Consider the following 24,910-nt stretch of genomic DNA (forward strand, 5'->3'; position numbering starts at 1 on the left):
CCGGTACAATGAAGCTGCAAAGGTGTGCACTATGGCGATACGGGAGCAGAAGGGGCGTAAAAGCCCCTTTGTTGTTTACTGGATAAACCCATTCACAGGTAAACGAGAAAGCAAGTCATGCGCCACGTTGGAGGACGCAAAGAAGTATGACGCCTTTATCAAGTACCAGCTAAAATATGAGCGCGACGTTTTTCGGCGCACAGAGATTGCCGAGACAAAGTCTGCGCCCACGTTGGAATCAGAGCTTTATCTGTACCTAAAGGCGAGAAACCTTGAGGTGCATAATCTTTCAAAGACACTGTGTGCCATGCGTCAGATCGTTGAGAGATACGGCGATGAAGAATTGCTCAGCATTGACGCGGACCGCTTGGAAAAAATAAAAGGATGGTTAACCACTACAGGCAACAAGTGGTCAACCATCCGCAGGAAAATGGGCATTATCAGTGCCATGCTCAACTGGGCATACAGAAACAGGCATATTGATGTTCTGCCATTGTTTCCAGAGATGCCACAAGCGCAATATGCCAGATATGTGCCACCCACACAAGACGAAGTGGCACTGATGTACAATGCTGCACCGGCCCATATCAAGCGCGTTATCATCCTTGGCTATCAGTTCGGGATGCGCGTTGGCTCAAGTGAAATGCTCAAACTGCGGTGGGAAGACGTAGACATTGCATCTGGCATTATACGCGTCCCAAACGCCAAAAAGGGCGCGGCAGACCCGTGGCGTGATGTGCCGATAAGAAACGACCTGTTACCAACGCTTAGAAGTTGGCTACGAGAAGATGCCGGGCGCGGCATAGAATTCGTAGTCCATTACAAAGGACGGCAGATAGGCACGATAAAAAAGGCATGGTCCAGCACATTGCGAGCTGCCGGGATAACCAGGCACATTCGGCCTTATGACCTGCGACATGGATTTGCCACGGAAGCCATTGCCGCAGATGTGGACGTTGGAACGGTCGCAAAGCTCATGGGGCATCGTAGCCCGATGATGGTTCTAAAACACTACCAGCATGTACGCGATTCACAAAAAAAGGCGGCAGTTGAAGCCCTTCCAGCGCCGCCAATATGTGTACAAGATGATGTGTACAAAATTTAAAGGGCTACGGTATTCACCGTAACCCCTTAAATTTGTGGTGGAGAAGAAGGGATTTGAACCCTCGACCCCCGCCTTGCGAAGGCGGTGCTCTCCCAGCTGAGCTACTTCCCCACGCGCGTAAACATCGCAGGAAGAAAGCAATAGGCAATACACGTCCTGCTGTCAAGTGCTTTGCCGGTCCCCCTGCAAGGCCACTTTTCCGCATGGGCAGGGCAAAGGCTGCCCGTATCCGCAGCCCGTACGGCGCGCACAACTGCACAAAATGCCGCGCAGCCAATGCCAGGAATTCAGAACGGCACATTGCGGCAAGACGGGCCGCAATGCGTTTTCAGCAACACGGCATTTCAAGCCAGGGCCGCAAACCAGCATGGCAACAACCAAGCTATCCGGCGAATGCCCATTTCGTAAAAAAATGTCAGATGCCGGAATAAACCGGTTTTGCACTGTTTTCTCTACCTGCTTGCGGGGCAGCCGATTCCGGCAATTTCGCAGATGCGCCGCACCCTGTGTTCATAGTCGTGCGCGCTCCGCAGGTGTTCACGCCAGGCCCGCCGCAGCTCTGCCATCTGTGCGGGCCGTGAGCAAGCTTCGTCCCAGCGCGGCCAGAAATCTTCCGGCCCGCGCAGGCGGATCGGCTCTGTGAGGCTGGTGGGAAAAATATCCAGCCCCGGCGTGGCATCACTGAAAAGCACGCCCCCGGCGGCCCAGACGTCAAAATGCCTCTGGCTCAGGCTCCGGGGCAGCAGCAGGCTCGTGACATTGAGTACCGCCGCCGAAGCATAAAGATCGGGCAGTACCATATAATAGTCTACAGGAGGCAGAATTTGTGCGCCGGGCAAAAGTTCGTGCCAGCCTGCATCGCCCACAATCCGCAAGGCGGGACGAACGCAAGCGTCATTTTTTTGGGTCGCCGCCTGATCCACAACCGCACGCAGCCAGCGCGCGCGGTTGGCCTGTGCGCATATTTCAGCTCCAAGCCCGGCATCGCGGGACGCCATCCCCGGCCAGACAGCGGCTCCAAGCCGCTCCTGCCACCAGAAATAATTGGGCGCGTCCATTGGTCCTCTGCTGCGCTCCAGCACCCGAAGCGCTTCTTCTCCAAGTGCGTCGGGTACACGGGCTGCCGCAAAAAAACGCCCTTTGTGCGGAAAGGCCGAACGGCCCACAAAAAGCGGCTCCATTTCCGCCCCGCCCCGGGCATGTCCCGGCCTTGTGCTCCGCCACATATGCCGAGGCACGGCCAGCGGAAGATGAAACACCTGCCGCGCCCCGGCCCCGGCAAGCGCCGGAACAAACGAGGCGTCTGTTACAAAAATGAAAGCCTCGCGCCACCAGGGCAGGCGCAGGGCGGAAAGCACATGCCAGGGATTGTCCACCAGCCACAAGACCACAGGCACGCCCATGGCCCGGCACAGATGGAAGACGCGCCCCTCCGCATCCAGCCCGCGCAGATTGACAGACAGAAGAAAACGGGGGCGTCCCTGCCGGAAAATATGGTGCAGAGACGCTCGTTCCACTGGGCCATGTGCTTTTTCCGGCATCGGCAGCACAGGCCCGAGGCCGCATTCCTCCAGGGCCTGGTGCAGTTCCTGATGCAGCAACAGACCGCTATGCCCCGGCAGAAGCACCGGCCCGCCCTTGCGTATCCCATCCCCGCGCCTCACGCCGGAAGTCTCCATCACGGCCGGCTCCGCAGCCATATCTGGACAGGGGGCATGCAGCAGCGCGGCGTCCACACGTCCCATGAGCGGTCCCCAGAACTCCGGAGCCAGACGCATGGCCGGGCCATAAAAATAGCAGGTACTGCGTACAGCCAGCGCCGCCGCTTCTTCCGGCGACACGCGCTGCCAGTGTTCCGGCATGCCTGTACCGCCCCGTGACTCCAGCGGCGGCAAGGCCCGCAACGTCGGCTCATGCTCAAGCCAGCAGACCCGCCGCGCCTTTCCCACAAGGCCCGTGAGCCAGGGGCTGCCCGGCCCCAGCCCCAGAACAAGGGCATCAGGCCCTTCTCCTCGACACTGCCAGGACTCCGGCCCATCGGGCAGAGTCAGTGTACGGCCGGAAAAGTCCGGCAGGCAGACCCGCCGGGGCATGGGGGGCGAGAGGGGTTCACGGCCCCGTCTATCACTGCTGCCGCCCGCGCTTTCATGGCCTGACACTACGGAAAAATCTTTTTTTCCATTCACGGCTGACGGTGTTTTGTGTATTTTTTCTGCCATGGCCCCTCGCTGTATCGTGCTTTTTCACAGCATAGCCAATGAGGACAGCATGGAAAAGCCCCGCCGCCTGGATCGCGACGGGGCTTGTATGCCAGGAGAGGATTCGTCTGTCTGGAAGGACGGAATGTCCGCCTATTCGATCACGCCGCAGGCAATGCGCGCTCCACCGCCGCCCAGGGGAGCGGGCTGGTCGGAGTAATTGTCGCCGCCAGCATGGATCATGATGGAACGGCCCTTGAGATCCTTGACGCTCAGATTGGGAGCATGCAGCTTGGCGCTGACAGCGCCCTTGGCATCGGCATTAATGGCGGGCAGGTCGCCCTTGTGTCCGTGTTTGCCGGGGCCTTCGTGCCTGCCGGTTTTATCGGGGTCAAAGTGTCCGCCCGCAGCCAGGCCGGCAACTTTTTTGCCGTCTTTTTCAGCAGGGGCGCAGGAGGGATTTTCGTGCACATGCATGCCGTGCTCGCCCTCGCTTATGCCTATGACATCAACAAGAACGTCTACTCCGCCCTTGCCATCGTCGGCAAAGGTGATGAAGCCGATGGCCTCGCCCACGCCTTCATCAGTGATTTTATTGACGGGAACCTTAACGCTGTCCGCCTGGGCGACACCGGCGCCGATCCAGAGGGCGCAACACACAAAGCTCAAGGCCAGCAGAATTTTTTTCATAAGCAGTCTCCTTTCGTTACGGCGCACGAGGCGAAAAGCCCGCCCGCCATGAAACCGTACTGATAACCTATATCATCAAAAGAATGCGGTCAACGCATCCGGAGATTTTTTCGGGTACCTGCCGCACACGCCACTTGGCGAAATGCACAAAAAGGAGTACGCTTGCGCGTTGGTATTTATTATGAAGGAATATCGAGACCATTACTTCCTCAAGGCCAAGCGCGAGAACTATCCCGCGCGTTCGGTCTACAAGCTCAAGGAACTGGACGCCAAATTCCGCCTGTTGCGGCCCGGCCAAAAGATTCTGGACCTGGGGGCAGCCCCCGGATCCTGGTCATTGGGCGCGGCGGAAAAGGTGGGTTCCAGGGGCCTGGTCCTTGCCTGTGACATTCAAAGCACCGAGACGGCCTTTCCCCCCCAGGTCATTTTCATGCAGGAAGACGTGTTCAACCGCTCCCCGGCCTTTGAGGCCAGGCTGGAAGAACTCGGCCCCTTTGACCATGTCATAAGCGACATGGCCCCGCGCACCACAGGCACCCGCTTTACCGACCAGGCCCGCTCACTGGATCTGGCTGTGGAGGCGCTGGCTGTGGCCTGCCTGCATTTGAAGCAGGGCGGCGGCTTTGTGGTGAAAATTTTCATGGGACCGGACGTGCAGGAACTGCTTGCGCCCATGCGCAAGGCTTTTACAACGGTCAAGTCCTTCAAACCCAAGAGTTCGCGCGCCGAAAGCAAGGAAACTTTTTTTGTGGGCCTTGGCTTTCGCGGCAAGCCGAACCAGACCGACCCTGTGGCCACGCCGCCGGGCAGGTAAAACAATTTATTCCCTAAAGGTTTCGGAGGTTTTATGGCTGGTCACAGTAAATGGGCCAATATTCAGCATCGTAAGGGCCGTCAGGACGCAAAACGCGGCAAGCTGTTCACCAAGGCCGCCAAAGAAATTATCATTGCCGCCAAGGGCGGCGGCGATCCCTCGATGAACCCCCGCCTGCGCGCTGCCATAGCTGCGGCCAAGGCCGTAAACCTGCCCAAGGACAAAATCGAGGCCGCCATCCGCAAGGGAACCGGCGAAGACGCCGGCGGCGACCTTACCGAAACCTTCTATGAAGGCTATGGCCCCGGCGGCATTGCCGTCATGGTCGAAGTAGCTACCGATAACAAAAACCGCACCGTGGCCGAAGTGCGCCACCTCTTTTCCAAGCATGGCGGCTCCATGGGTGAAAACGGCAGCGTTGCATGGATGTTCGACCGCAAGGGCGTCATCAGTGTTGAAAAAAGCGCCTACCCCGAAGAAAAAATAATGGAAGCCGCCCTGGAAGCCGGGGCTGACGACGTTATTGATGATGGGGAGGAATGGACCATCCATACGGCCATGACCGATTTTACCGCCGTGCGCGATTCGCTGGAAACAGCGGGCATTGTCATGCAGTCCGCCGAGCTTGCCATGGTCCCGCAGAATCTGGTGGCTGTCGATGCCGACATGGGCCAGAAAGTACTGCGCCTCATGGATGCCCTGGACGATAATGACGACGTGCAAAACGTCTACGCCAACGTCGACTTTCCTGAAGATATGCCCGAAGACTAGGGCCTGCTGTTTGAAATGCGCGGCAAGGACCTGAAAAACGGGGGCTTGCCGCGCAAGAGCTGCGAGCGCGCCTTGCCCCCCGCCGTCAGGCATCGCTTTCAACCGCGTACACACGCCGCAGGCAAGGCCCACATACCGCGCCAGAGCGGAGCGCCCTGCCTTGCAGGCTGACAACCTTACGGGATGCGCACATGCCCCTGCAATGCGCCTCAACAGCAGTCCGAGTCCTCCGGTTCATCGTGATGCCCCACTACAGGCGCTGCCCGTATTTCCCGGACTTGTTCCCCCGCTTCGCCTGGGTTAGGCTGCACCAGCCCCGGCGGAACACACGGAAAAACCACAAACCGCAAAGTACTTCCGCCCCGCGCCCGGCAAACGGGCACGGCACAATCCTGAAACACGGCAGGCTTTCATGCAGGCATGGGACATAGAATTTCGCGCGCTCAGCGTGGGCTACGGCAGTCATGTGGTGCTCAGTGATGTCAACGCGGTGCTGCCCGGCGGCAAGGTCTCGGTCATTCTTGGCGGCTCCGGTTGTGGCAAGTCCACCCTGCTGCGCCATATCATAGGCCTGTCCCGGCCTCTTTCCGGACAGGTGCTGGTGGGCGACCGTGATCTTTTCTCACTGGGCAAGGTTGATTTTCGCCGGGTACGCCGCCACATGGGCGTCCTTTTTCAGGACGGGGCACTGCTTGGTGCATTGAGTCTGGTGCAAAATGTCACCCTGCCCCTGAGCGAGCACCTGCATCTGCCCCCGGCCCTGGTGCGTGAGGCTGGCCTGCGTGTACTGCGCATGGTGGGCCTTGAAGATTTTGCCGATTTTTACCCCAACCAGCTTTCAGGCGGCATGCGTAAACGCGCGGGCCTGGCACGCGCCATCATCGCGGAGCCGCGCGTTCTTCTTTGCGACGAGCCGACATCAGGGCTGGACCCCATCACGGCCGCCCGCATGGATGACCTGCTGCTTGCCATGCGCGGACAATATGCCGGCATGAGCGTTGTTGTGGTCAGCCATGACCTTGCGAGCCTCAAGGCCATTGCCGACCATGTGCTTGTGCTTGGCGAAGGGCGCGCACTGTTTTCCGGCACGCTGGCCGAACTTGAAGCCAGCGATAACCCCTACCTGCGGCAGTTTTTACGACGTGAGGCAGGCGACGAACGCCGCGACCTGCATCAGCCCATTGATCCCAAGGTGAGCGAAGCCCTGGACAGGTGGCTGACTTCATAATTTTTTTACTTTGAATGCTTGCGTAGCGGCGAAGCATCGCATCTGTCTTCAGCGCAGTGGTCAAAGCAGTTTTGCTTGCAAACACCGTTTTGCTGATGGCGCGATTTTTTTACAAAAAACTGCGCAAAGCAGGCAACGGTTTCTGCTGTCGACCTGCTTCAGGAATGTTGCGGTCAGATCGCTCCGCACAGTTGCTGCAACGCTGCGCGCTACTCCGGAGCACAGATTTTCGGCGAAACCTGCAGCCCTGCTGCCGGCACACCGAAACGCGGCAAACAGCAACCACTGGCAAAATAGACTTTTTGCCTTGCATTTTCGCCATCGTGCTGATTTTTAGCCGGATGCCGGCCTGGCGGCCCCGCGGCAAAGTAGCCTTGTTCCGCTGCCGGGACTTGAAACTTTGCGCCCGCCTCCATATAGTTATGAAAGAATGACTGTAGCCAGCGGCTACGGGGGAGTATTGCGAACCCTATGAGTACTGTACGCGAAACCGCTGTGGGCCTTTTTGTGCTGATTGGCCTGCTTTGTGTGGCTTATCTGACCATCAAGCTCGGCAAGATGGAAGTTCTGTCCAACAAGGGCTACGAACTTACTGCCAATTTCGACTCTGTTTCCGGCCTGCGCGTCGGCGCAGACGTGGAAATGTCGGGGGTGCCGGTGGGCAAGGTGATCAGCATCAGCCTGGACCCGGACCCCATGCGCAATCAGGCCGTTGTGCGGCTGCGCCTTGACAAGGACCTGCACCTTTCGGACGACAGCATCGCCTCCATCCTGACCAGCGGCCTCATCGGCGACAAATACGTCAGTATATCCAGGGGCGGCTCGGACCACATGCTCGCCCCCGGCGACAGCATCACGGAAACAGAATCCGCCGTTGATCTCGGCTCTCTTATCAGTAAATACGCCTTCGGAGGAGTGAAATAGATATGTTCACCCATGCGCTTCCGCGCCGTATCACAATTGCTCTGTGTGCCTTCCTGCTGACCCTTGTACTGCTTCCCGCCGGGGCGCAGGCCAACTCTCCTGCCCGGCAGTCCCTTGAAACAGCCACAAACCGCATACTGAACTTCATAAAAAATCCCGACTATGTGAACCCCGCCACACGCGGTCCCATCCGCCAGCAGATCGAAGACGAGGTTCTGCATATATTTGATTTCAGCGAGTTCTCTTCGCGTACCGTGGGGCCGCGCTGGCGCAACTTTACGGCCCAGCAGAAACGTGAGTTCAGTGACGCCTTTGCCGACCTGCTCATCAATACCTATCTCAACAAGATTGACGGCTATAACGGCGAACAGGTGCTCTACACGGGCGAAGTCAGTTCGGCCAAAGGCGACCGCACCGAAGTGCGCACCGTGGTCACGATGAAAGACGGCAAAAAAGTTCCCGTGGCCTACCGCATGCTGCCCAAAAACGGCAAATGGCTTGTCTATGATGTGCTGATAGAAAATATCAGCCTGGTGAAAAACTACCGCACCCAGTTTCAGGACATCCTGAATACCGACTCACCGGAGAACCTCATTGCACGCATCAAGGCCAAGGCAATGGAAGTGCGGCAGGAACATGGCAAATAATCATTGCTTGCGCCGGTTGCGCCTGCTGGCGCTGAACCTTCTGCTGCTGACGGGCCTTGCCTGTATTGCTTCAGATGAAGCCCTGGCAGCCCGGGGGGTGCGGCAAGAGCCTACGCCCTCGACCGTCTACGGGGCTTCCCCCATGCTGCCCGCCGGGGCCATCACGGTTACACCCTACGGCTCACTGCGCGCGACGGACGATCTTGACGACTATGACACCGCCGATGCCAGCATAGCCGACCCCTTTGAGCCGTGGAACCGCTTCTGGTTTCATTTCAATGACATCTTCTACCTTTATGTTGCCAGACCGGCCTACGATGCATGGGTGTTCATCACGCCCCACCAGCTGCGCGGCGGGCTGAAAAACTTCTTTTCCAACCTGCTGTTTCCCGTGCGCTTTGTGAACAATATTCTTCAGTTCCGCTTTATGGAAGCCGGGGTGGAGTTCAGCCGCTTTATCATGAACACCACCTCCAGCGCAGGCTTTGCCGATGTAGCCAAGGGCAAGCGCACCATTGTGCCGGTTGATCCCACGGGCGAGGACTTCGGGCAGACCCTGGGCCGCTGGGGCATAGGCCAGGGTTTTTACCTGGTATGGCCCATACTTGGCCCAAGCTCGGCGCGTGATACCATTGGCCGCGTGGGCGACGTTTTTACAGACCCCCTCTTCTACCTCAAGCCCTGGGAACTGGGCACGGGACTGGCCACAGGATTTCGTTTTAACGACCTTGGTGATGTGCTGCCCCTGTATGAAGACCTGAACAGCGCCGCCGTGGACCCCTATATTGCCATGCGCGAAGCCTATGCAAACTTCCGCAAGTCGCAGATCATGCACTAGGTGAACGCTTGCAAGGTATTGTGAGGGCGGGACCCTTTTGCAAAAAAGCCCCTCCCCCACACCCCCTGAAACCTTTATTCCCGTTGCAGTCTGTGGCAGGTATTTTCCTGCCTTGCAGCAGAAATCCGGGAATCAGGCCTTCCAGGCAGAACCCGGTCTCCGGCCTGTGGGGCATGCGGTCAAAGTTGTAAAGCAGTTTTTGCCCAAAGCGGGTGTACGCATGCGTACACCCGCTTTTTCAATGCCCTTGCAACAGGCAGGCCTTTTTTCAGGGCAGCTTCTTTTTACCATTTCAAGGGCATCACCGGGGCACGGGGCCTCAACTGCAAACAGTCGCCAGCGCCGTGCATTTTGCAGCCCGCGAAAAACCCGCTGAAGCTGCTTTCCTAGTGTGTTACGGCAGTTTTTTGCACAGCCGTTACAATGGCGATCAGCAGGCCAACCAGAGCAGCGGCCAGGCCGATCATGAAGACCACCGCATAGCCGAAATGATCGGCAAACAGGCCCGCAATCGGTGCTGTTGCGCCATAGGCCACATCCTGAAAAATGGCAAAACCGCCCACGGCCGTGCCGCGCAGTTCAGGCTGTACTTTCCTGATAACTTCAACGCCCATAGACGGATACACCAGAGAGCATCCGGTTCCCGTCAAAAACGCACCAGTCAGGGCAATCTCCGCCGAGGGGGCAAGCCAGAGCGCCAGTTGGCCTCCAGCGGCAACCCCAAGGGAAACTGCGGCAACCCGCATGCCCCCGAGCCTGTCGGGAAGATGGCCGAAAAACAGGCGCACCAGCACAAAGCCGATGCCGAAGCAGGTCAGGGCAAGCCCGGCGTGCTGCCAGCCTCTGCTGGTAAAGTAAAGGGAAATAAATGCGCCGATAGCGGCAAAGCCCACACCCTGAAAACCGACAATGGCCCCCTGACGCCAGATGGAGCCGAGCACACGCAGAAACGACACGCCTGGTCTGGCAGATGCCGGCACCACAGCGGGCATCCGGCAAACCATAAGCCAACCCAGCAAGGGCAGCGGGCTGCACAACAGCATAAGCCCGGTAAAGCCAAACTGCCCAAAGCACAGCAGCCCTAGTGGGCCGCCAAGGGCAAATGCGCCGTAAAGGCTTGCACCCACAAGGGAAAATACCGTGCCGGACCGTTGCGGCCCAAGAAGGGCGATATTCCAGCTGAGCATGCCTACAATGGCCATGCTCTCACCAAGGCCAAGCACCAGGCGCCCGGCAATCAACAGGGCGAAAGCCCAGGCGGGATCGCCCGTCGCACCGGCGACAAGGCAGATGGCGCTGGCCGCGGCATAGAGCAGCAAACCGCGCATCATGCAGGCCTTGCCGCCGTTACGGTCGGCGAATCGTCCGGAAAAACCGCGGGAAAGAATGGTCGTCAAAAAAGCGATGCCCACAGCAAGGCCGCTCAGCCCATTGGAAAGGCCGAGATGCCTGGTCACAAAAACAGAAATAACGGGCAGGGGCATGGCAACAGCCATGTACGAAAAAAGCAGTGCCGCCGTGTTCCACAACAGGCAGCGGGTATCCTTTTGCATAAAAAAATCCTGTAGTTTGTCGCAAACGGGTTAGGGACACAAAAAACGCATCCCTTGCCGCAATTGCGGGAAGTGATGCGTTGTGTGACGTTAACGCTTACGCCAAACTCCAAGAGTTTGTATGGGCTTCTCCTAAGGCATTACCTCGGGCCTGTCAACGTGCATCGTATAAAAAATCCTGCCGGTCACGGCCCCTGTACGGCATCTCCCTGCAGTCGCAAATAACGGATACGTCCCCTGCCGTAAACACATGCTCTGCCCCTGCGCCCGGACCGCAACAGCAATGCGTGGATTTTTCTGTTTTTCTTCAAACGGCTGGCGCTGCCCACCCTGCAACAATTTCATGGCATTGTTCATAACCAGCATGCTGCAAGGCTGCCGGAGCCGGCCTGTTCCGCTAAACCTTTTTGCCGCATGGCCGTTATTTCTAATACGGGCATGCGCTTGTCCGGAATACCCTCTTCGTAAGGAGAGGCAAAAAATGCCCCTGAAAGTTGCACGCATTTTGCAATATGGGCTGTGTCCGGCACATATGCCCCTCCCTGCCGGGCAGAATTTTTTATGAGAGGCGCTTATGGCTATCAGTATATCCGGCTCAAACTCCATATCCGGCCTGAGCAACATGGGTACCGATTTTGATACCGTGCTTGCCAAGCTCAAAAAGGTGGAGTCCATCCAGCTCAACCGTCTGACCGCGTGGAAGTCCGACTGGAATCTGAGGTATGAAGCGTTCGGCTCCATCATTGAGCAGATCCAGATCGCCAGCAACGTACTCGGAACCCTGAGCAACCGGAACAATTTCGTCACCAAGAATGTCGCCTCCAGCAACGAGCATGTTCTTACCGCTGTGGCCAACGCCTCGGCCCAGGACGTGCAGCACTCCATCAACGTGCTGCAAACGGCCAACAACGCTGTTTGGGCCAATACCGGGCATGTATTCAGCTCCAAGAACGACATCATCAACGATACCGGCACCGACCAGTACTTCAAGTTCACCTATGCGGGCGTCACCAAGGAGATAAAGGTTCCGCCCAAGACCACGCTGGAATCCTTTGTCAGCATGGTCAACAATTCCACCGATAATCCCGGCATCAAGGTGAGCACGGTACAGACCGGCGCGGGCTACGTTTTTCAGGTGGCCGGCAAGAGCACCGGCGCGGCCAACGATCTCGTCATCCACGACAGCGGCCTTGTGGGCATGAACTCTGCGGGCAGCACCTCGGCATGGAGAACGAACAATTCTCTCAATCTTGCAGAATCACTGACCAATCCAACAAAATACTCCTATGACCTGATCATGGAGGACGGCGCAAAATTCAAAGTTGCCATTACCGGCGACAAGACCAACCAGAATCTGGCAGATCAGATAAACGCCCAGACAGGGCGCAACGTGGCCAGCCTGGACAGCAGCGGCAACCTGACCCTTACGGGTGTGGCCGCCATGTACCAGCGCGACACGACAACCACAGAAAAATCCATACCCGCCAGCACCAAAGTTGCCCTTACGTCCGGCGGAGCCAACGATACGCTGAGCAGCGACCTGACCGTCACCATGCAGTATGACGACGGCATCACGAGCGGCGAGCGCACGGTCACCATCAAGGCAGGCACCACCATGCGCGATGCCCTCGCCCAGATGGCCCAGGCTTCCGGCATGAAGTCGGCGGACATGAGCATGGACGCACACGGTGTTTGGTCCGTCAAGCTTGATAATATTACCAATATAAGCTTCAGCGGCGATCAGGCGGCATCCTATACCCCCACCTATACCGCAGCGCAGATGGGGAACCGCGTAGGCGACCTTGCATCCGCCAGCACGGCGCTGGTTTTCAAGGCCGACATGCTGGACAAGGCCATCGGCGGCAATAATCCCGACGGCAGCATGTTCACGTACACCATTGTGGGCAAGGACGGGGTTGCAAAAAACATAGCCATTGCAAATACCGCCACCTATCAGGACCTGGCCGATAAAATTGCCGCAGAAACCGGGGCAACCCTTGCCACAAACAACGGCAATCTTTCCCTGTCGCTGGATGATACCGTCAAGTTCTACCTCAGCCAGGGAACAGGCGGCGGCATGGACGGCCTTACTGCAAACACCGCCACTACCACCACCAATACGGGCATGCTCCCGGACGGCACGCTGGACAATCCACAGCCGGACCTCAACTATACCATCACTCTTAATGACGGTACGCCCATCGGTGTCGGCCCCATAGCCAGCGGCTCCTCCATGCAGGATGTGGTGAACGCCATTCAGGCCACCCTGAACAGCGACCCCGCCGCCCAGGCCGCCGGAGCCACCGCCAAGCTTGTAAAAGCGGACGGCACCCCCTGGACCGGCGAGGCCGATGGCCCCGCCTACCTTGAAGTCGCCAACGTGCAGGGAGTCAGCGGGCCGGGCATCAAGGGGCAGGTGGCCTCATCATCCAACTGGAACATCCAGCGGTCCACCAATGCCCGTTTTACCGTGGACAACTGGCCCGTAGAGATGGAATCCGCCACCAATACGGTCAGCGATGTCATTGAAGGAGTGGTCTTTACCCTGCAGGACAAGGGGCAGGCGCGCATCAATATCAGCACCGACATCACCTCGGTGGAAAAATCCATCCAGACATTTCTGGATGCCGTAAACTCTGTCCTGCTGACCATCCGCGAGTTCACAAGCTTTGACAAAGACAAGGCCACCACAACCAACGACCCCAAGCTGGCCGACAACGACAACTACAGCCCGTCGCAGCTTACTGCGGAAAAAGGCGGGCTTTTGCAGGGCAACTATGGGGTGCAGCTTTTCAAATCACGCTTCAACAGCCTGTTGACCGGATCGCCTCCGGGCTTCAAAAGCCGCACCAGCGCTGAAGACGTGCTTTCCGGCGATGTGCTCGCCAACCTGGCCAACCTGGGCATCAAGGTGAACAACAATGAGGCCAGCGACAAGTTCGGCCTGCTGGAAATAGCGCCCTCGTCCTCCATTGCCGCCCTGCAGCAGATGGACCAGGAAAACTATAACGACATGATCACCAATAACCTGGAAGCCGTGGTGGATTTTTTCTGCACCGAAGGCACAGGAACCACCACGTCACCGGATTTCCGCTACGGCAGCCATGTTCCCGGCATTACCAAAGCCGGCTCATATGATGTAACGTATACTGTCGATGCGCACGGCAATATTGAAAAAGTCATGGTGGGCGGTGTGGAGGCCAAGCGCGATACAAGCATGCCCGGCTACTATTACAGCGTGGCTTCAGGCGATGGGCGCGGTCTTGCCATTCTGATTGACGACCTGAGCGAAGGCGAACATACAGGCCAGGTGCGCATCAAAGAAGGTCTGGTGCAGTCGGTAAACAGCTTTCTGAAAAGCGAGCTGGTATTCAATGATGTGAAAATGTCCGGCACAGACCCGGCCAAAACCGCCGACGCCATTGCCCTCAAGTCGCAGAACGGCGCACTGATGGTCCTGCGTGACAACTACAAGACCATCATGGAAAATATCGATAAAAAGATCGGCAAAGAACAAAGCCGGCTGGCCCTCTGGGAATCGCGGCAAAAAAAATATTTCGCCAATCTGGAAACCCTGCTGAACAACTATGGAACCATGCAAAAACAGCTTGAGTCACAGATTGCCAAGATGAACAACAGCAGCAAGAGCTAGCACGTTTCAAGCGCGGTACGCTATAAAAACACGCACGCCACAAGGACAGAAACATGAACAAAGCGGCGCACGCCTACTTTCAGACCAAAATCGGCACCACTGACCAGGGGCAGCTTCTGCTCATGCTCTATGACGGCGCCCTCAAATACATCCAGCAGGCCCGCACCAAGATGATCGCCAAGGACTTTGCGGGCAAAGGCATCATGATTTCAAAGGTTATCGACATCGTTAACGAACTTGCCGCATCACTCAATATGGACAGGGGCGGCAGTCTGGCCGTTAACCTCAACAACCTGTACCTGCTCTGCACAGCGCGCTTGCTGCGCGCCAACCTGAAAATGGATATGGAATCGCTCGACAGCGTGGAGAGCATTCTTTCAGGCCTGCGCGGGGCCTACGCCCAGATCATCGAAACCCCCGAGGCGCGCAAGGCCGCAGCAGATATTGCCAGCCGCATGCAGCCCACCGGCTCGGTAACCAAAACAGCCCAGCCCCTCATGCAGCATCAGGGCATGCCGATTCCCCGCGCCCAGGCTCAGGCTGCCTACGGGCGCAATGCCATGCCCTTCCAGCCGCAGGCCGTGGCGCAACCCGCCATTCCCGGCTATTCCCCTGCACCGGCGGCTCCGGCTGCGGCAGCGGTCCCGGCAACCGGTGCCGATGCCAGTCAGCCCGCAGCAGCGCCCCGGGCGCATGTGCAGGCCTTTGACCAGGCCATGAGCCAGATGCCCCCTGCGGGCGCAGGCTTTGCGCCCGGCCGTCTGCCGGGCGCTTACGGCAAAACCACGCCTCAGGAATAGGCTCCGGCGGGGCAGGTACTGCATCCAGGACATTTCACCTGTCCGGCAGGTGCAAAACAATGCTCCGCCGCAAGGACACAAGGGCGGCAGCGGCAGCAGGGCGACCTTCGGGACGTGTGCCGTTCTGCCCGGAACATTAAAATGCATATCCCCCGCAATTGTGACTACAGTCACAGATTGCGGGGGGTTTTTGTGTTGTACACTGAACCAGTGGCCGGTACACTGCCGCTGCCGCGCGCGTACACCGGAAGGTTTCGGCTGCTGCCGTACCGCCTCCGAAGTCCGGCATTCCTGAAGCCGAAAGCCCGGGAGATTGTACTATGACAAACCGACAATATGCCGCCAACACGGATTCTCTTATGAACGAAGAAAGCCTGCAAGCCGCCCCCACCGTGGCCGATGCCCTGTGTACCGGCCTGCTGGCGGGCCTGAACCATCACGAAAGGGATGTGCTTGCCCGGCACGCCCGCCTGCAAAGCTTTGCTCCCGGCGTGGCGCTTTTTCAGGAAGGCGACGAAAGCGCAGACGCCATGCTGCTGCTTTCTGGTCTGGTCAAACTGTGCCGCCACAGCAGCCAGGGCAAGGAATGTGTGCTCCACCTCGTGCATTCCGGCAAATTTATCGACGCGGGCGTACTTTTTTATGAGGGGGGGCTGCCCATTTCAGCCGTGGCTCTGCAGCACACCACCGTGCTGAGCCTGAACAGGCGCGCGTTTCTGCACACCCTTGAAAACAATGCTCCGCTGGCCGTCAGCCTTCTGGGGGCCATGAGCCTGCGCCAGCGCCTGCTTATTACCAAAATTGCCGGTTCACAGGGGCGCATATCCGTGGCCGGGCGCGTGGCCGCATGGCTTTTGCACCGGGCAAAAATGGAAAAGAGCGCCACACTGCGCCTTGGTGTTACACAAGAAATTCTGGCCCGCCTCATGGGCATCAGCCGGGAGAGCCTCAGCCGCGAACTTTCGGCCCTTTCGGCCGCAGGCATCATAGAGCATCAGCGGCGCAGCATCACCCTGCTGGACCACGAAGCCCTGAAACTGCGGGCGCAAGGCTAGAGCTGTTCATGCGCGCGGCAAGCGCCGGGGCAACGGCCTTCACACCGCGAAACAACATTTTTTCAAAGCTGAAAATCCGTAAAGGGCAACTATGCGCGTCTGCATTGTCTACTCTTCCTGCACGGGCAATACCCGCAAGGTGGCCGAGGCCATCGGGGCAGCCACCGGCCTGCCCTGCCACTCCGTGCGTCATGCTCCCGACCCTGCGGATTACGACTGCCTGGCCGTGGGTTTCTGGGTGCGCAAAGGCCAGCCCGATGCCCGCGCCCAGCGCTACATGCGCCGCATATACGGCAAGCCTGTTTTCTACTTCGGCACACTTGGGGCCTGGCCCCAGTCGGCGCATGCCCTGCGTTGCGCACAGGCCGCCGAGGCCCTGCTGCAAGAAAACGGCAATACCGTGCTGGACGGCTTTTTATGCCAGGGCAAGGTCAATCCCCGGGTCATTGCCGCTTCACAGCGCAAGGGTACCCACCCGATGACTCCGGCCCGGCTGGCGCGGCTGCAGGAAGCCGCCCGCCACCCCGACGGAGAAGATTTGCAGGCCGCCGGACAGTCCTGGCGGCACTGCCTGGAAGCGGCGGCCGCCGTCTTCCATCAACAAGGAGCCACCTATGCGCAAGAAAAATCGTGAATGTAATGATCCGGCCTTTTTCGATGAAGTCTTCGCCGCAGCCGACGAAATCTTTCTCGCCATGCATGACGGAGACTACCCCTATGTGCTGCCGCTGAATTTCGCCCGCCTGGGGCAGGTCATCTACATCCACTGCGCTCTTGAGGGGCACAAGCTGGACTGTATCCGGCAGAATCCCCGTGTGGCCTTTACCATCATTGCGGACGTAACCATACACCGCGAAAAATCCACCACGTACTTCAAATCGCTCTGCGGCAAGGGGCTTGCCCGCATTGTTGAAGACGAGGCCGAAAAAGGTCGCGCGCTCGATGCCATTGCCGTCCGCTATGCGGCCTTGTGCCCGCAGCCCGCTCCATCTGCCAGCATACGGCGCACCGGCATCGTGCGTATTGATATTGAAGAGCTGGTCGGTAAACGCAGGCAGCCGTCCGGCGCGGCCTGAAAAGACGGAGCGCCAAAGCGGGGCCTGCGGCCGCCGCGACATCACCCGGGCAAGACGGGCAGGCCGCCAGCAGCGATATGCGCTGCCCGTAGCCGCCCCTGGCCGGAAATGTAAACATTTTTTAACACACTGATTTTAAAGGAAGTCTGATATGAGCGGAGCTTCCCGTCTTATTCCATTGCCAAGTTTTCTGGCTCTTGCCCTGGCTGCGGCGCACTTCTGGCGGGCTGGCTGGGCTTCCCTGGCCACGGCCTGTGTGCTTGCCGCCCTGCTGGCCTGGACGCGCCTTGCGTGGGTGCGGCAGTTTCTGCTTCTGGGGCTGCCCCTTCTGGCTGCCCGCTGGATATGGACCACAGGCCAGTTTGTGCAGATACGGCAATTGATGGAACAACCCTGGCAGCGCCTGGCAGCCATCCTCCTGTCTGTGGCACTGCTTACGGTTCTGGCGGCCCTGCTTCTTCTGGGGCAAAAGGCGCAGCAGCGTTATTGCCGCCGCGAAGACACCGCTGCCGCGCAACTGGGAGCCATGAGCGTATGCCTGGCTCTTCTGCTGCCTGCCTGGTTTATGAATCCGCAACTCTTGCTGCTGGAACGCTTTATTCCCCAAGGGGGGCTGGTGCAGATCACGCTGGCCGCCCTGTGGGCCACACTGGCGGCGGGCTGGCTTGGCGACCGGAGCATGGCGTCACAGGCCCGCATGCGGCTCTGGCGGCTGTTTTCTCTGGTGTTTTTCGGGCAGCTTGTGCTCGGACTGGCAGTGGAAAGCCGTTTTCTGCTCACGGGCAGTCTTCACTTGCCCGTTCCCGGCCTGATCGCGGCCGGGCCTGTCTACCGGGGCGGAGGCTGGTTCATGCTGGGCCTTTTCGGCCTGTCCACCCTGCTGGCGGGCGCGGCATGGTGCAGCCAGCTCTGCTATTTCGGCATATGGGACGCCACAGCGGCGGCAAACACGAAATCCCGCCCCGCCCCGCGCTGGCTGCCGCGTCTGCGCCTGGGCATGCTTGCCCTCACCCTGTTGACGGCACTGGGCCTGCGCCTTGCGGGAACGTCTGCGGCCGCGGCTCTGGCCTGCGGCCTGCTGCTGGGGCTTCTGCTTGTCCCCTGCGCCCTGCTGTTCAGCCGCGCCCGGGGATACGCCGCCTATTGCCGGGGCATATGTCCTCTGGGGCTTCTGGCGCAATGGCTGGGCCGCGCCGCCCCCTGGCGCGTGCGCCGTGTGGGCGACTGCTGTGACTGCATGGCCTGCGTGCGGGCGTGCAGGCAGGACGCCATGAACGAAGCGGCTCTTGAAAAAGGCATTGCCGCCAACACCTGCCATTTGTGCCGCGACTGTATCCATGTCTGCCCCAAGGGCGCTCTGGCGCTGACATGGCTTGGCAAAACCGGCAGCCGGAACTGGGCCGGAACTGTTTTTCTTGCACTGCTGGCCGGGCTGCACGCGGCCTTTCTGTTCATGGCCCGCATCTGACATGGCAGAGGCAGCCCCGCAGGGCAATTTTACCATCGCCCGGGGGATGCACAGGCAACTGTGCGCGGCGAATAACAAGCTGAAACGATCTGTACGACAGAACATTTTCAGTATCGACTGCCCTGAATGCCGAAGCCGCGCCGTAAAAATCTTGAACGAATATTTGTCAAAATCAACATGCCCCAAGGATGAACAATGACACGTCTTCTGAAACGCATCGGCACAAGCCCATCCCAGCCTCGCGCCGGCTGGAGCGAAATTTTCTGGGCCTGGGCCGGAAGCAGCCTTTCAGTAGCCTGCCTGGCCCTGCTGGAAAAAGTTTGCGCCCAGGAATGGAACCTGCCCCTGCTGATCGGTTCTTTCGGGGCTTCGGCGGTTCTGGCCTTCGGCGCGCCGCACAGCCCGCTGGCCCAGCCGCGCAACCTCGTGGGCGGGCACGTGCTTTCGGCCATTGTGGGCGTAAGCAGCCAGGCCATGCTGGGGGCAGACCCGGTTCTTGCTTCGGCGCTGGCCGTTTCCACGGCCATTGCCCTCATGCACATGACACAGACCCTGCACCCGCCGGGCGGTGCCACGGCCCTTATTGCCGTTATCGGCGGGCCGGGCATACACGGCATGGGGTACTGGTACGTGCTGCTGCCTTGCGCCGCCGGGGCCGTATGCATGCTTTTGCTGGCCCTTGCAGCCAACAACCTTGCCGCCGGCAAAAAGTATCCCACATTCTGGTGGTGAAGTGCCGACTTGCCACACCGCACCAAAAAGGGTAGCCATTTTCTTTTCCGGCATCTGGTGAGGTTTGCAACATGTCGAGCATTTCCCCCGCATCCCCCCTGGCGGAGGGGCTGCGCCGTGCACTGCCCATTGTTCTCGGGTATACCCCTGTAGGCTTTGCCTTTGGCGTGCTGGCGGTCAAAAACAACATCCCCCCCTCCCTGGCTGTGGCCATGGCGGTACTCATGTTTTCCGGTTCGGGCCAGTTTGTCTTTGCAAGCATGTGGGGAGCGGGAGCGGGCGCACTGTCCATCATGGCGGCGGTTTTTATCGTCAACCTGCGTTACCTGCTCCAGTCGGCCGCAGAATCACCCTGGCTGGCCGGCCTGCCCCGCATGCAGCGTTTCCTGCTGGGGCTGGGCCTCACGGACGAAACCTTTGCCGTTCATATCACAGCTTTTCAGAACGGCTGGCAGCGCAACCTCACCACGCTCTTTGTCTGCAACCAGACCACGCAGCTTGCCTGGGTAGGCGGCAGCGCCATCGGCGCTTTTTGCGGCGAACTGGTCAGCGACGTAAAGCCGCTCGGCCTTGATTACGCGCTTACGGCCATGTTTCTGGCCCTGCTGGTTCCGCAGTGCGTAAGCCGCCTGCATATTCTGGTGGCCCTTTTCACCATGAGCCTGTCCATTGCCCTCAAAAGCGCGGGCATGAGCCAGTGGAATATTGCTGTTGCCACTGTGGCGGGCGCAAGCCTGGGTACGGCACTGCTGCTGTACCGGGACAAGAAAAACGCGCGTTCCCGCACACCCGCGAAGTCTGATGAGGTACACTCATGAACGAACCCGGCTGGCTTGATACCAACACGGGCCTCATCCTGTGCATCCTGGGCAGCACCCTGGTGACCCTGCTGCCCAAAGTCCTGCCCGTTACCTTTCTCAAAGGGGACAACCTGCCCCCGCTGCTCCGGCACTGGCTTTCCTTTGTACCCGTGGCAGTCATGGCCGCACTGGTAGGGCCGGATGTTTTCATTTACGAAGGCTCGTTCAATGCCGGGCCGTCCAACCTCTTTCTCATGGCGGCCCTGCCCGCTCTTGTGGTGGCGTGGTGGAGCAAAAACTACTTTCTGACCATTGTTGTGGGCATCGGCCTAGTCATTCTGGCCCGCTATTCGGGGTTGTACTGATGGACGCGCGCACGCCCGCTCCGGACACCGGGCACATCACGCCGGACAGTAAAGAAAGCAGCCCCCCGCACAACCTCCCCACCCTGCGCAGGCGGCGCAAGCCGGCTCCCGCCCTGGCGGCCCCCCGGCACAGCGGCCGCCTGCTTGTGCGCCTGGCACCGCAGCACACAGCCCTTTTCCGTTTTCTGCTTGAGGCTTACGACCACACGGCCTACTTCACTGTGCTTGAACCCAAAACCGCCCTGCTTAAAATCATTTTTTCGCCGCATCTGGAAAAAGAGACGCGCCGGGCGCTTGCAGAAATGTCTTGCAGCCTGCCCTTTGAGCTGCTGGAATGGCCCTTTGCCCCCCGGCCGCAGGGCCGCAAAAATGCTTTGAGATAGCCACATTTTCTGTTATGAAAGCCCTGTTGCGGGAGAACGGGCCCGGGGAGGCCCGGTCCCGTTTTTTCACGCCCGCGTACTGCGGCGCTCCACAGCACAACGGCCCTCATACGGGCCTCCCATCCAGATGAAGGCGGATACATGTCACTGACATACAAGCGAGTTCTGCTCAAACTGAGCGGCGAAGCCCTTGCGGGGTCCAACAAGACCGGTATCAATCCCGACACCGTGGCGGAAATATGCCGCGAAATCGGCACGGTGCTTGCCATGGGTGTGGAAATGGCCCTGGTAATCGGCGGCGGCAATATTTTTCGCGGGCTTTCCGGCTCGGCCAAAGGTATGGAGCGTTCATCGGCAGACTATATGGGCATGCTGGCTACGGTGCTGAACGCCCTGGCCGTACAGGATATGCTGGAAAAACAAGGCTATCCCACCCGCGTGCTTTCGGCCATCACCATGCAGGAAGTGTGCGAGCCCTTCATTCGCCGCCGCGCCCTGCGCCATATGGAAAAAGGCCGTGTGGTCATCTGTGCCGCCGGAACGGGCAATCCCTATTTCACCACCGATACCACGGCAGTGCTGCGCGGCATGGAACTCAAGTGTGATGCCATCATCAAGGCCACCAAGGTTGACGGCATCTACGACAAAGATCCCACCAAGCACAGCGATGCCGTAAAGTTTGACACCATCAGCTACGATGAAACCCTGGCCCGTCACCTGGGCGTCATGGATGCCACGGCCTTTGCCCTGGTGCGCGACAACAATGTGCCCATCATTGTCTGCCGCATGTTCGGCGGCGACATCCAGCGTGCCGTCATGGGCGAACCGGTGGGGACCATCGTGCGCAACTGCTGATGCAGATGTGCGTCATGTTTGTCGCATTGCTGCGGAAAACCCGGCTGCGGGCAGGCGCATATCCGCCCGGAAAAACGGACGAGGCCCCGCAAGCACAGGCAAACCTGAAATTTGCAACCGTGCCGGGCGGTCTGGCTTTTTCAGCGTCAGACCGTTCCGGATTTTTTCGCAAAGGGAGGCGCAGCGCCATCCCCAAAGGAACAGGCCGCAGGCCGCAGCCCCAAGGAGAATAATTTATGGATATCGACAGCATCCTTCTTGATGCCGAAGACCGCATGGAAAAAGCCCTTGCCGCTCTTGACCGCGACTTTGCCAAACTGCGCACCGGCCGCGCCACCACCGCCCTTGTGGACGGCATAAAGGCCGACTATTACGGCACCCCCACCCCCATCAGCCAGATGGCCTCCATCGCTGTGCCCGACAGCCGCACCCTGACCATCCAGCCCTGGGACAAGGGCGGTATTGCCCTGATAGAAAAAGCTATTCTCAAGTCTGACCTCGGCCTTACGCCTGTCAATGACGGCAAGCTGATCCGCATTGTCATGCCCCCCCTCACTGAAGAACGCCGCAAAGAACTGAGCAAGGTCGCGCGTAAATACAGTGAAGAAGGCAAGGTAGCCGTGCGCAACGTGCGCCGCGACGCCAACGACAGCTTGAAAAAGCTGGAAAAAGAAAAGACCATTACCGAAGACGAACAAAAGCGCGCCACTGACGATGTGCAGAAGCTTACCGACAAATATGTGGCCGAAGTGGACAAGCGTTGCGCTGCCAAGGAAAAGGAAATTATGGAAATATAGCCGTGGCGGCTCATCCGCCACGTGCCGCCGCCCGCCGCGTTTCTGCTACAGCGGGGCGGGGGCGGCGCGTTCTGGCAGCGGTGTGTTTTTTGCCTGAGAATCCGCGCCGCTGGCCCGGGCAGCATTTTTATACAGGCTGAGCAGTATGACCCCACACGACACTCTCCTGCCGGGGCAGAAGCCCTGCACACAGGCGGACGCCACAGCCGCCGGAGCAACCGCCGCACAACCCGCAGCTGACGATGGCCGGGAAAGCGGCCACGCCGGTGACCTGCCGGTCACGCAGTTGCCTGTTCATCTGGCGATCATTATGGACGGTAACGGCCGCTGGGCACAGGCCCGAAACCTGCCGCGCGAGGCAGGGCACAAGGCAGGGGCCGAGGCCGTGCGCGCCGTGGTTACAGAGTGCCGCAGGCTGGGCATACGCCACCTGACGCTCTATACGTTCTCCAGTGAAAACTGGAACCGCCCCAAGGCGGAAATAAGCGCCCTGTTCTCACTATTGCTGGAATTTCTGCGCCGGGAACTGCCGCGCCTTGAAGAACAGGGCATCGCCCTCAGGGTGCTGGGTGATCTGGACGGCCTGCCGCTGGCACAGCGCACTGCCCTGCGCCACGCCATAAAACGCACGGCCGACGGCCCGCATATGGTTTTGAACCTGGCACTCAATTATGGTTCGCGGGCAGAACTGGTGCGCGCCATGCGCTCTTTTCTGCATGACGGTGCACGGCCCGAAGATATTACTGAAGAAAGCCTGGCACAGCGCCTTTATACCGCGGGACAGCCCGATCCGGACCTGCTCATCCGTACCAGCGGCGAGCAGCGCCTGAGCAACTACCTGCTGTACCAGTGCGCTTACAGTGAGTTGTACTTTACCCAGGTGGCCTGGCCAGATTTTGACGCCGCGCAACTGCGTCTGGCCCTGGAAGCTTACGCCGCGCGGTCGCGCCGCTTTGGCAAAACACAGGAGCAAATAGATGCCCATTGAACCCACCGCCAATCCCATCGACATCCGCCGCATCATAACCGGCGTATTGCTGGCCGCAGTGCTGTTGCTGGTGCTCTGGCTGCGGGGCTGGCCCCTGCTGTTCGTCATTCTGCTGGTGTCGGCCCTGGGTCTGTGGGAATTCTATTCTCTTTTCTGGGGTCCCAAGGGGCGCATCACCAGCCGTGTATGCGCCATCGGCCTGGGCTGGGGCATGCTTTGCCTCACCTGGATGAACCGCCCGCAGGACGCCCTGGTGTGCCTTGGCGCGGGCTTTGTCCTGTCGGCCATGAGCTTTCTCTTTCGCTGGGACGTTGTTGAAGAGGATAATGCCTTTGTGTCCAGCGGTATCTTCATGGCCGGGCTGGCCTATGTCCCCCTGCTGCTTCTGCCGGCCACCTATCTTTCCACCACCAAACTCATCTTCGTCATCGCTGCCGTGGCTATTTCCGACACTGCCGCCTATTTTGTGGGTACCCGCTTCGGGCATCACAAGCTCTGGCCCCGCGTCAGCCCCAAGAAAAGCTCCGAAGGCGCTGTAGGCAGCCTGGTGGCCTGCGTAATCTTTTGCGCCATTTACGGCGAGCTTTACGGCAAAACAGGCTGGCTGTCCTTTGCTCTTCTGGGTATTGCGGTCAACGCCTTTGCCCAGGTGGGCGATCTTTTTGAGTCGGCCCTCAAGCGTTCGGTCAATGTAAAAGATTCCGGGCACCTCCTGCCGGGACACGGCGGCGTGCTGGACAGGGCAGACAGCCTGCTCTTTGCCATGCCTATGGTGGCAGTTGTGGACCAGTGGTTCTTTTTCTTTTAGAGCATGCCGGAAAGATACATTCGCAACATTTTTCCGGCGTTGACGCTAACGCTTGACCGCACACACAGCGCATGCGCCTTTGCGGCGGATGCCTGCCCGTGCATCCGTCAGGGCAATGACAAGCTGCGGTTGCACCGGGCAGCGCCGTCCAGGATTTTGCAACCACGGGCAACAGACGGAGCAGGGCAGATATTTTGCACGGCTGACGCCCGGTTCCGCGTGTTGTCATCTTTGTGGTTTCCGGCCGAAGGTGCGCCATTTCAGGCGGCCCCTGCCGGGGCCGCTTGATTTTTTTGCCAGCGTACCTATTTTTTCTTATGGGCAAGCCGCCTGCCCATAAAACAGCATTTCTACACGGCGGCA

25 protein-coding genes and 1 tRNA gene are annotated in these 24,910 nt (G+C 59.2%); 21 read left to right on the plus strand and 5 right to left on the minus strand.

The features are described from left to right. Window positions 1-31 precede the first annotated feature (31 nt). Entirely contained in the window at window positions 32-1,105 is a 1,074-nt protein-coding gene (locus ACZ495_RS08870; protein WP_464262099.1) for a tyrosine-type recombinase/integrase, read from the plus strand. Between the two features lie 35 nt (window positions 1,106-1,140). Here the strand turns inward: ACZ495_RS08870 and ACZ495_RS08875 are convergent. From ACZ495_RS08875 to sodC, 3 genes are all read right to left on the minus strand, one after another. Continuing rightward, window positions 1,141-1,216 (minus strand) — tRNA-Ala (locus ACZ495_RS08875). Between the two features lie 341 nt (window positions 1,217-1,557). Next, window positions 1,558-3,324: a glycosyltransferase family protein gene (locus ACZ495_RS08880; protein ID WP_464262100.1), complete on the minus strand. Its 1,767-nt coding sequence runs from the start codon at window positions 3,322-3,324 to the stop codon at window positions 1,558-1,560. 132 nt (window positions 3,325-3,456) lie between these two features. After that, window positions 3,457-3,993: a superoxide dismutase family protein gene (gene sodC, locus ACZ495_RS08885; RefSeq protein ID WP_012624176.1), complete on the minus strand. Its 537-nt coding sequence runs from the start codon at window positions 3,991-3,993 to the stop codon at window positions 3,457-3,459. Between the two features lie 181 nt (window positions 3,994-4,174). Between sodC and ACZ495_RS08890 the strand changes: the two genes are divergently transcribed. The 6 genes from ACZ495_RS08890 (at window position 4,175) to ACZ495_RS08915 (ending at window position 9,215) form a co-directional block, all read left to right on the plus strand. After that, window positions 4,175-4,807 (plus strand): RlmE family RNA methyltransferase, encoded by a 633-nt coding sequence (locus ACZ495_RS08890; RefSeq protein WP_041723854.1) that lies wholly within the window; start codon window positions 4,175-4,177, stop codon window positions 4,805-4,807. A gap of 33 nt (window positions 4,808-4,840) precedes the next feature. Then, on the plus strand, window positions 4,841-5,578 hold the full coding sequence (locus ACZ495_RS08895; RefSeq protein ID WP_012624174.1) for a YebC/PmpR family DNA-binding transcriptional regulator: 738 nt from the start codon (window positions 4,841-4,843) through the stop codon (window positions 5,576-5,578). Between the two features lie 412 nt (window positions 5,579-5,990). Continuing rightward, window positions 5,991-6,806 carry an ABC transporter ATP-binding protein gene (locus ACZ495_RS08900; protein ID WP_012624173.1) on the plus strand — a complete coding sequence of 272 codons (816 nt, stop codon included), beginning with the start codon at window positions 5,991-5,993 and terminating at the stop codon, window positions 6,804-6,806. Between the two features lie 471 nt (window positions 6,807-7,277). Beyond that, the gene (gene mlaD, locus ACZ495_RS08905; RefSeq protein WP_012624172.1) at window positions 7,278-7,730 is read left to right on the plus strand and encodes an outer membrane lipid asymmetry maintenance protein MlaD; all 453 of its coding nucleotides are present in this window, start codon (window positions 7,278-7,280) and stop codon (window positions 7,728-7,730) included. A gap of 2 nt (window positions 7,731-7,732) precedes the next feature. After that, complete coding sequence (locus ACZ495_RS08910) at window positions 7,733-8,377, plus strand: Tgt2/MlaC family protein (RefSeq protein ID WP_012624171.1); 645 nt, start codon at window positions 7,733-7,735, stop codon at window positions 8,375-8,377. Then, window positions 8,367-9,215: an MlaA family lipoprotein gene (locus tag ACZ495_RS08915; RefSeq protein ID WP_012624170.1), complete on the plus strand. Its 849-nt coding sequence runs from the start codon at window positions 8,367-8,369 to the stop codon at window positions 9,213-9,215. Before ACZ495_RS08910 ends, ACZ495_RS08915 begins: the two co-directional genes overlap by 11 nt. Before the next feature lie 386 nt (window positions 9,216-9,601). Here the strand turns inward: ACZ495_RS08915 and ACZ495_RS08920 are convergent, their stop codons facing one another. Continuing rightward, on the minus strand, window positions 9,602-10,768 hold the full coding sequence (locus tag ACZ495_RS08920) for an MFS transporter (protein ID WP_296983892.1): 1,167 nt from the start codon (window positions 10,766-10,768) through the stop codon (window positions 9,602-9,604). Between the two features lie 353 nt (window positions 10,769-11,121). After that, complete coding sequence (locus ACZ495_RS08925; protein WP_464262101.1) at window positions 11,122-11,298, minus strand: hypothetical protein; 177 nt, start codon at window positions 11,296-11,298, stop codon at window positions 11,122-11,124. A 44-nt stretch (window positions 11,299-11,342) separates the two neighbouring features. Between ACZ495_RS08925 and fliD the strand changes: the two genes are divergently transcribed. The 14 genes from fliD (at window position 11,343) to ACZ495_RS08995 (ending at window position 24,547) form a co-directional block, all read left to right on the plus strand. Continuing rightward, window positions 11,343-14,420 (plus strand): flagellar filament capping protein FliD, encoded by a 3,078-nt coding sequence (gene fliD, locus ACZ495_RS08930; protein ID WP_072312305.1) that lies wholly within the window; start codon window positions 11,343-11,345, stop codon window positions 14,418-14,420. Window positions 14,421-14,473: 53 nt separating this feature from the next. Then, window positions 14,474-15,220 (plus strand): flagellar export chaperone FliS, encoded by a 747-nt coding sequence (gene fliS, locus ACZ495_RS08935; protein ID WP_464262102.1) that lies wholly within the window; start codon window positions 14,474-14,476, stop codon window positions 15,218-15,220. A 320-nt stretch (window positions 15,221-15,540) separates the two neighbouring features. After that, on the plus strand, window positions 15,541-16,275 hold the full coding sequence (locus ACZ495_RS08940; RefSeq protein ID WP_012624166.1) for a Crp/Fnr family transcriptional regulator: 735 nt from the start codon (window positions 15,541-15,543) through the stop codon (window positions 16,273-16,275). A gap of 91 nt (window positions 16,276-16,366) precedes the next feature. Beyond that, window positions 16,367-16,909 carry a flavodoxin family protein gene (locus ACZ495_RS08945; RefSeq protein ID WP_012624165.1) on the plus strand — a complete coding sequence of 181 codons (543 nt, stop codon included), beginning with the start codon at window positions 16,367-16,369 and terminating at the stop codon, window positions 16,907-16,909. Then, entirely contained in the window at window positions 16,890-17,351 is a 462-nt protein-coding gene (locus tag ACZ495_RS08950; RefSeq protein WP_012624164.1) for a pyridoxamine 5'-phosphate oxidase family protein, read from the plus strand. Before ACZ495_RS08945 ends, ACZ495_RS08950 begins: the two co-directional genes overlap by 20 nt. Window positions 17,352-17,502: 151 nt before the next feature. Further along, the gene (locus ACZ495_RS08955; protein ID WP_464262103.1) at window positions 17,503-18,819 is read left to right on the plus strand and encodes a 4Fe-4S binding protein; all 1,317 of its coding nucleotides are present in this window, start codon (window positions 17,503-17,505) and stop codon (window positions 18,817-18,819) included. 195 nt (window positions 18,820-19,014) lie between these two features. Beyond that, complete coding sequence (locus tag ACZ495_RS08960; RefSeq protein ID WP_012624162.1) at window positions 19,015-19,551, plus strand: HPP family protein; 537 nt, start codon at window positions 19,015-19,017, stop codon at window positions 19,549-19,551. Window positions 19,552-19,622: 71 nt separating this feature from the next. Beyond that, complete coding sequence (locus ACZ495_RS08965; RefSeq protein WP_296983878.1) at window positions 19,623-20,369, plus strand: AzlC family ABC transporter permease; 747 nt, start codon at window positions 19,623-19,625, stop codon at window positions 20,367-20,369. Beyond that, window positions 20,366-20,716, plus strand: a complete 351-nt coding sequence (locus tag ACZ495_RS08970; RefSeq protein ID WP_464262104.1) for an AzlD domain-containing protein — start codon at window positions 20,366-20,368, stop codon at window positions 20,714-20,716. Before ACZ495_RS08965 ends, ACZ495_RS08970 begins: the two co-directional genes overlap by 4 nt. Next, a complete protein-coding gene (locus ACZ495_RS08975; protein WP_012624159.1) occupies window positions 20,716-21,099 on the plus strand; it encodes a DUF4911 domain-containing protein in 384 nt (127 codons plus the stop codon). The genes ACZ495_RS08970 and ACZ495_RS08975 overlap by 1 nt, the downstream gene beginning before the upstream one ends. Before the next feature lie 141 nt (window positions 21,100-21,240). Further along, window positions 21,241-21,954 (plus strand): UMP kinase, encoded by a 714-nt coding sequence (pyrH, locus tag ACZ495_RS08980; RefSeq protein WP_012624158.1) that lies wholly within the window; start codon window positions 21,241-21,243, stop codon window positions 21,952-21,954. A 236-nt stretch (window positions 21,955-22,190) separates the two neighbouring features. Next, entirely contained in the window at window positions 22,191-22,751 is a 561-nt protein-coding gene (frr, locus tag ACZ495_RS08985; protein WP_012624157.1) for a ribosome recycling factor, read from the plus strand. 310 nt (window positions 22,752-23,061) lie between these two features. Further along, window positions 23,062-23,739 (plus strand): polyprenyl diphosphate synthase, encoded by a 678-nt coding sequence (gene uppS, locus ACZ495_RS08990; RefSeq protein WP_232088791.1) that lies wholly within the window; start codon window positions 23,062-23,064, stop codon window positions 23,737-23,739. Next, entirely contained in the window at window positions 23,729-24,547 is an 819-nt protein-coding gene (locus ACZ495_RS08995; protein ID WP_012624155.1) for a phosphatidate cytidylyltransferase, read from the plus strand. The genes uppS and ACZ495_RS08995 overlap by 11 nt, the downstream gene beginning before the upstream one ends. The last annotated feature ends 363 nt before the right edge of the window (window positions 24,548-24,910 follow it).

It is taken from the genome of Desulfovibrio sp. GTC20076 (genome assembly GCF_055385905.1).